A 7,371-nucleotide genomic window follows, 5' to 3' on the forward strand; every position below is an offset into this window, starting at 1 on the left:
AGGGGCAGCGGCCGTTAGACGGCGGGTGCCCCTTTAAGTCTGCGACGAGCGTACCACGTGATCGTCGCCGGGCGCGGGGTGTGTGATCCCCTCGACTAGGGTGCTGCGGTGACATCCGCTCCTGCATCCGATCCCTACGCCCGGCACGTGCTCGCCCGCATGTCGGACTTTTTCACCGACGAAGGCACGCCGTGGGCGCGCCGCCTGTGGGACATAGGTTCGGTGCTGGCCCTCGAGGAACTGTGGGAGGCCGGCTACTGGAAGGCCCACGGGGTACTGTCGCAGACCGCTTGCGACTGGCAGCGCATCCAGCTCAACGCTCTGATCGGTCCTGACCGGGGTCTTGGAGACCGGGACCTGCGCAGGGAGCTCACCGGACTGCTGAGGAATCCGCTGCCGGATCCGAGCCCTGAGCGCCGTCGGCTCAAGGAGATCATCGGGCACGTCCGGTCCGGGTATCTGGAGCGGTGGGCTGCGTCGATCAACGTTCCCATCGAGGAGCGGGTCAAGCCGGAGCGGTTCTCCCGCACCGTGGCCTCTCACCTTCTTGATCTTGGCTACAGCGCCAGCCACCTCAAGGCCTGGGCGAAAGATCTCTACGACACGCGCGCCACGACGGCGGACATAGCGGACAGCGCTGCTGCGCTTGCGCGGACGCCAGCCCGGCCGTACGAGGTGCTGGTGGCGCTGGAGAAGGTGCCCCAGCGGCAGCTCGCCGAGCCGCTGGAGCACTGGTACGACAAGGGCAAGATCATCGCCTGGCTACGCGAACACGGCCACGACACCGCTGGCATCCGGCCCGGCGGCGGGTTCGTCTACCGGTTCACGGCACTGGACGCCTTCAGTGCCGCCGAACAGGCCCGGCAGATGCTGGAGCGGATGACCGCCCGCTCCCAGTTCCTGCGCCGGGACCGCGGAGGCGTGGAGCCCCTCCCCCACATCTGGGTCGCCGGACATGCGCGTGCCATCCCGCTCGATCCCCCGGCGCGAGGCGCCGACGTTCTGACCCTGGTCAACGAGGGACACCTCTACCAGGTCGCCGGCACCCGCAGGCGTATCGACGACGCCCTGGAACTCGCGGCCGCGGTCAACCGCGGCCCGATGGCCCCGGCCGTCGCCGGCGCCTGGGCCGCCGTCGAATCGCTGCTGACCCACCCAGACGATCCAAAGGGGGAGAACGAGAGGTCCGGAAAGGCGGTGGCCGCCGACCGTATGGCAGCCATCATCGCCTGCTCGTGGCCCCGCGCCGAGCTCACCGCCCTCGCACACCACCACAAGCCCCGCACGAAAGACGAGCTCGCCCGGGGCATCGCGGCCTGCGCCACGAACCAGGAGCGCGCCCGTCTGGCAGCTGCTGCGTTGCAGGCGGGCGGCGCCTCGGCCCTGGACTTCACCGGGGCCTCCACGAAGTACAGCGACCGGCCCGCTGCCCAGCGCATGGCCGACCTGGTGAAGGACCCCCGTCCGGTGCTGGGCGATGTCGCCGGCGCCTTCCGGATCGCCCTGCGGCGCCTGTATCGCACGCGGAACATCATCCTGCACGGCGGCGCCACCGAGGGCGTGGCGCTGGAGGCCTCACTGCGCACCGCGGCCCCGCTCGTCGGTGCCGGCCTGGACCGCATCGTGCACGCCGCGTACGCCGAAGATCTCGACCCGCTCGATCTCGCGGCCCGGGCCGAAGTCGCCCTTCAACTCGTCAACGGCGAGACGGGGCTTTCCGTTGTCGACCTCCTGGAACCCGTCTGACGGTTGAGGTCGTCACTGCACGAGTAGGCAGTGGCTCATGTGCGCGAGCCGTTCTGCTCCTGCGGCATAACGGCAGCGTCCAGCGCCTGTGCCACGCCTCTCAGGCGCTCCCGCAGTGCGCTGCGGTCCGCACCGCGAGTCTTGTTGGCATGGCAGTTGGGGCACAACGCGATCATGGCGCCTGGGTGGTCGCGGCCGCCCTGGGCGTGGTCGTCGATGTGATCGATCTCCAGCAGGGGCTGTCCTGCTGGAGTGCGGTAGGGCAGGACGGCGAGCAGACAGTCGGGGTTCTCACACCGGCCCTGGCTGCGCAGGAGAACCGCCTCGCGGGCGGCACCGCTGCGGACCCGGCGCTCCCCCGAGGTGAGGACCCGGGCCTGGTCCCGGCCGGCTGCCTCCCCTGTCTCGGTTCGCCGCCGCAGTTCGCGGTATCGCGCGCGCCATGGCACTGTCTTGGCGCGCATCTTCCGGCGCGCGAAGGGCTCCTCGCGCAGGAGGAGTTCAGCGGGTGCCGTGGGGTGCTCCGCCGCGTCGAGTACTTGATTGATCCTCAGCAAGCCCCGTGCGCGGGTCTGCCCGTTCACGAGCCCGAGCACGTTCGGCCCTGGCGCCCCGCGAATCATGTCCGTGAGGAGGCGGCCCGCCGCGATCGTCTTGCCCGCGCCGATCTGACTGTTCAGCGCGATCCGATAGCCCATGCCGAATCGCCCGATACCTTCCAGAAGTTCCGGTTCACGGGATACCGCGCGCCGTGCGCGCCCGCCCTGCAGCCATTCGGGCAGGCCTACTTCTTCCCCAACGCCAATCCCCCGCACAAACACTCCTCTTGGGTGCCGTCCCTGTGACGTGATGGCATCCTGGCACGCACCACCGACACCCGAGCTGTCGCTGAACACTGCGGCCGCCGTCCCTTGGCTCAGGAGGACGCAGCTTGGGGAGCACCTCTTTGAGTGAGCGGCCACCGTACGAGGGACCGGGGCGAGGGCGCGGTTCTACGATGCCGAGATGGCTTCCTACGCGAAGGACCCTCGCTGCACCTCCATGGCCGAGGCCCTCGTCCCGTTGCTGCGCCGTGCCTGTCCCGAGGACGCCGGCGGCTACGGAGGCTCGTACCAGGTGAATCTGGACGATGAGGAGGCCGTCGGCCTGGGCGGGGTGGAACTGATCAGGGCCGCGATGCGCAAGGCAGCCCGTCAGCTCGGCTGGAAGGTCACCACGGTCGGGATGATCGGGACTCGCTTCGGCACGACTGTCGCCGTCCAGGACACCCGGGACGTTCCCGAGGAGTACCGGCTGATAGTCGACGCGGCGATGGAGAAGCGTATGAGTGCCGCGCTGGCCAGGGTGTGGGGTGAGCCGGGCGAGGCGCCGGTCCAGCGCGGCTCGGTCGCCCTGATGACGCAGGAGTTCCGCGCGGCTGTCGCCGCGGCGAACGCCTGACCCGTCCCGCAGGCCTTGCAGATTCCGGCCGGCGCGATGTCTGGCACACGCGGTCTCCTCGGGCGGAGGTGAGCCGATGATGTACGGATGGCCTACATAGCTCCCCCCTCGTGGCCGCCACCGGATGGGTGGCCGCCACCGTCCGACGACTGGACACCGCCGACGGGTTGGAGGCCGGACGCGCGCCGACCCGTCCGTATTCCGCCTGACGGACACGGTGTGCTGCTGCCCGGGCCGCCCGACGCTGAGGGGCCCTCCGCGCTCGAACCACCGGCCGACGTCGCGGATGCACGCGACCGCGTCGTGGTACGGATGCTGGCCCTGTGGGCGCGATCCGTCCAGCGTGACGCACACAGCTACTACCAGGCCGCGAGCAAAGCCGTTTGGACGGACCGGGCGATCGACTACGGCGAGGAATGGTCACCCACTGAGGATGATCTCGCACGGGTGCTCGAGGACGTCTGGGTCCGGGGCTACCGGCTCGTCATGTCGGCCTACCAGATGGAGCGCTGGTCGCGGGCCCACCAGCAGATCACCGGCGGCAGCGAGCAATCGGACGATCAACTGAGGATGCTGCGCAACACCATCGAGCACCTCGACGAGGCATCCTTCACCGACCTCGTCGCACAGAGGGGCCCGCTCGATCCGAAGAACAAGAGGAAGAAGTGGTCCATCGACGAGCTGCCCGGCAAGGAACTCTTCCTCGGGTTCGATGCCGGCTTTACCGAGGCCGCGTTCGGCCTGGTCAACCTGCAAGACGTGACGACGCGAGCGCGACTGTACGCCCAGCTTGATGCGCCCGACGAGCCGTCGTTCGACGACTACGTGCCCGAGTGGTACGACTCGGGAAGCGACTGAACCGCACCCTGCCGAGTACTTGAGGACGGCATTCTGCGACGAGCCTTCGGTAACTGCCGCGTTGTTCCCGGCTCGCGGGAACGAACCGGTCAACGGCCGAAGCCCCGCACGAGGCGGGGCTCCGGATGGGACGATGATCCAGTGTCCGGGGCTGTTAACGGCAGTCCCGGGCACGCTCTACTTCTGCTGGGCTGCGGCCGCGGTGTCGCGGAGTTCGTGCACTGCCCGGCGGGGCACCCTGGCGCGGGTGGCGATCTCGCTGTCACTGCGGCCCCAGCCGATCGCGGCCGTGACCAGATGCAGGCGCTCCTGGCGGGTGGTCTCCAGCTTCTTGTCCACGGCGTCCGTCGAGTTCTCCAGCTCGGCGATGTCGGCGCCTACGACCGCCAGCCGGTCCCAGCCTCGGTTGCGCAGCTGCTCCCGGTGAGCGGCGGCGGCCTCCCGTGCTCCCAGCAGGCGCCACCCCTGTCGTGCGGCGTTCTCCTCCTCGCGGTCGGCCCAGCGGTCGAGTTCGGCGTCGGTGGAGGTGGACGTGATGTCACCGGCGGCCAGGCGGCCGTGCTCGGCGTCCCAGTCCGGGAACTCCTTGAGCGGGCGGGGGTCACCGGCCATGAGGACGCTCCGATACCAGGCCCGGACGCCCAGGACGTCGTGGCCCTTGCCGCTCCCGTCGCGGTACGGGACGCCGAAGGCCTCGTTGACCTCGGGGTGCCAGTGCTCGTTGCTCCCGAGGAACCGGGTGATCGACTCGCAGTCCTTGGCGAGTTCGTCCAGCGGCCGGCGCATGGCGTTAACGGTCTGAACTGGCCCCACTTTTCCGGCCCGAACTGGCCCCACCGGCGGGGCGTACGGGAGCGTTCGGGGGTTGTTCCGGCTTGAGTTGGCCCCGTCTTGGAGCTGGGGCTGGGACGCTCGCGGTAGGTCGCCGTGAGGGGGCGATGCCGGGTGGCGTCCTCGAAGGAAGAACTGTTCCTGCTGATCCGCCGGGACTCGTGGCAGCAGGGGCTGTCGGTCCGCGCGTTGGCGCGCAAGTACCGGGTCCACCGACGGCTGGTGCGCGAGGCACTGTGTTCGACCGTGCCCGCCCCGCGTCGGACGCCGCGACGGCCTTCGCCCAGGCTGGAGCCGTTCAAGAAGACGATCGACCAGTGGCTGCTCGACGACCTGGATGCTCCGCCGAAGCAGCGGCACACAGTGAAAAGGATCCTGAGCCGGCTTCAGCAGGAGGCCGGCGCCGACATCGCCTACTCGACGGTGTGGGACTACGTGCACCGGCGCCGGCAGGAGATCGCCGAGGCAGCAGGGGCGACACCGGCGGCGGGCTTCGTGATCCGCCACAACCAGCCCGGCATGGACGCGGAGGTCGACTTCGGCGAGGCATGGGTGGACCTGGCCGGCGAACGCACCAAGTGCTTCGTGTTCGCGTTCCGGCTGGCCTACTCCGGCAAGGCCGTGCACCGCATCACCGCGTCCTGCGGACAGGAGGCGTTCTTCGACGGACACGTCCACGCGTTCCGCACGCTGGGCGGTATCCCGGCCGGTCAGATCCGCTACGACAACCTCTCCCCGGCAGTCTCCCGAGTGGTGCACAGGAGTCGCTCCCGTGAGGAGCATCCACGCTGGGCGGACTTCCGCAGGCACTTCTCGATCACCCCTTTCTACTGCGAGCCCGGTCTTCGCGGGGCCCATGAGAAGGGAGGGGTCGAGGGCCAGGTGGGCTACTGGCGCCGGAACTACCTGACCCCGGTCCCGCGCGTCGACTCCCTCGACGAGCTCAACGACGCCTTCGCCGGCTTCGAGGAGGCCGAGGAGAACCGGCGGATCGGGATGCGGATCCGCACCATCGGCCAGGACTTCGTCCGCGAAGCACCGCTTCTGCTGCCCCTTCCCGCGGATCCCTTCGAGACCGGCCTCGCCCTGAACCCGCGGGTCGACCGCTACGGCATGGTCGCCGTCCGGGTCTGCCGCTACTCGGTTCCGGTCCGCTTCATCGGCCGCACCGTCCACGTTCTCCTGCGCTCGAGCGAGGTCGTGGTCTTCCACGGCCGCACCGAGATCGCCCGCCACCCCCGCCTGACGACCAAGGGCGCCGAACGGGTGGTGCTGGACCACTTCCTGGAAGTCCTGCTGGCCAAGCCCGGCGCCCTGGCCGGCTCCGAGGCGCTCGATCAGGCTCGCCGCGAGGGCACCTTCACCCCCGCCCACGAAGCACTCTGGTCCACGGCCAAACACACACTCGGCGAGTCCGAGGGCACCAAGGCCCTGGTTCAGGTCCTGCTGCTGCACCGCCACCTGCAGCACCGCGACGTGGTCGCCGGGATCCGTGCCGCGCTCGCGGTCGGCGCCTGCACCGCGGACGTGGTCGCGCTGGAAGCCCGCAAGGCCGCCGAGACCGAGGGCCGGTCCCCGACCGTCACCGCCACCACCGTCCTGCCCGAGCCGGTCACCCCGCCGGACCTGCCGCTGCCCAGCCTGACCGAGCGCCGGGCCACACGCCTTCCCGCCGACCAGCGGCCGCTGCCCACCCTCGAACGCTGGGACCAGCTCCTGCACCGTCCTGGAAAGGAAACCCGATGACCGGCCCGCACCACACCCTGACCGAGCCCGCCTCCGACGCCGCGATCGACACCGCCTGCCGGGTCCTGCGGCTGCCGACGATGCGGGCCCAGTTCGCCGACACCGTCGCCCGCGCCGAGCGCGAGCACCTGTCCTACCGCGGCTTCCTCGCCGAGTTGCTGATGGCCGAGTGCGAGGACCGGGACCGCCGCCGGTCCGAGCGCCGCATTCGCGCGGCCGGCTTCCCACGCCCGAAGTGGCTCTCGGATTTCGACTACACGGCCAACCGGAACGTCACCCCGGCCCTGATCAACAACCTCGCCACCTGCGAATGGGTCAAGAAGGGCGAGCCGCTCTGCTTGATCGGTGACTCCGGCACCGGCAAGTCTCATCTGCTGATCGGCCTCGGTTCGGCCGCCGCGATGTCCGGCTTCCGGGTCCGCTACGCGCTCGCCGCAAAACTCGTCAACGAACTCGTCGAAGCCGCCGACGAGAAACAACTGACCAAGACGATCGCCCGATACGGGCGCGTCGACCTGCTTTGCATCGACGAGCTTGGCTACCTCGAACTCGACCGTCGCGGAGCCGAGATGCTGTTCCAGGTTTTGACCGAGCGGGAGGAGAAGAACAGTGTGGCCATCGCCTCGAACGAATCGTTCGGAGGCTGGACCAAGACGTTCACCGACCCCAGGCTCTGCGCGGCCATCGTCGACCGGCTCACCTTCAACGGCACCATCATCGAGACCGGCACCGAGTCCTACCGCCTCGCCC

7 protein-coding genes are annotated in these 7,371 nt (G+C 69.6%); 5 read left to right on the forward strand and 2 right to left on the reverse strand.

The features are described from left to right. Positions 1-108 precede the first annotated feature (108 nt). On the forward strand, positions 109-1,746 hold the full coding sequence (locus MKW14_RS38760) for a hypothetical protein (protein ID WP_240871183.1): 1,638 nt from the start codon (positions 109-111) through the stop codon (positions 1,744-1,746). A gap of 35 nt (positions 1,747-1,781) precedes the next feature. Here the strand turns inward: MKW14_RS38760 and MKW14_RS41425 are convergent, their stop codons facing one another. Continuing rightward, entirely contained in the window at positions 1,782-2,561 is a 780-nt protein-coding gene (locus tag MKW14_RS41425) for an HNH endonuclease (protein ID WP_240871186.1), read from the reverse strand. A 190-nt stretch (positions 2,562-2,751) separates the two neighbouring features. On the opposite strand from MKW14_RS41425, the gene MKW14_RS38770 reads away from it, so the two are divergent. Together MKW14_RS38770 and MKW14_RS38775 are read left to right on the forward strand one after the other, a co-directional pair. Continuing rightward, the gene (locus MKW14_RS38770; protein WP_240871187.1) at positions 2,752-3,186 is read left to right on the forward strand and encodes a hypothetical protein; all 435 of its coding nucleotides are present in this window, start codon (positions 2,752-2,754) and stop codon (positions 3,184-3,186) included. A gap of 219 nt (positions 3,187-3,405) precedes the next feature. Beyond that, positions 3,406-4,044, forward strand: coding sequence for a hypothetical protein (locus MKW14_RS38775; RefSeq protein ID WP_240871189.1), 639 nt, complete (start codon positions 3,406-3,408; stop codon positions 4,042-4,044). 177 nt (positions 4,045-4,221) lie between these two features. Here MKW14_RS38775 and MKW14_RS38780 read toward each other — a convergent pair whose 3' ends face one another. Beyond that, the gene (locus MKW14_RS38780) at positions 4,222-4,830 is read right to left on the reverse strand and encodes a hypothetical protein (RefSeq protein WP_240871191.1); all 609 of its coding nucleotides are present in this window, start codon (positions 4,828-4,830) and stop codon (positions 4,222-4,224) included. Between the two features lie 159 nt (positions 4,831-4,989). On the opposite strand from MKW14_RS38780, the gene istA reads away from it, so the two are divergent. Both istA and istB read left to right on the forward strand, forming a co-directional pair. Beyond that, positions 4,990-6,621 carry an IS21 family transposase gene (istA, locus tag MKW14_RS38785; protein WP_240871193.1) on the forward strand — a complete coding sequence of 544 codons (1,632 nt, stop codon included), beginning with the start codon at positions 4,990-4,992 and terminating at the stop codon, positions 6,619-6,621. Then, positions 6,618-7,371, forward strand: a 754-nt coding sequence (istB, locus tag MKW14_RS38790) for an IS21-like element helper ATPase IstB (protein WP_240871195.1), incomplete at its 3' end; no start/stop codon positions are given. The genes istA and istB, both read left to right, overlap by 4 nt.

Origin of the sequence: Streptomyces gilvus (assembly GCF_022513565.1) — a bacterium.
Lineage (GTDB): Bacteria > Actinomycetota > Actinomycetes > Streptomycetales > Streptomycetaceae > Streptomyces > Streptomyces gilvus.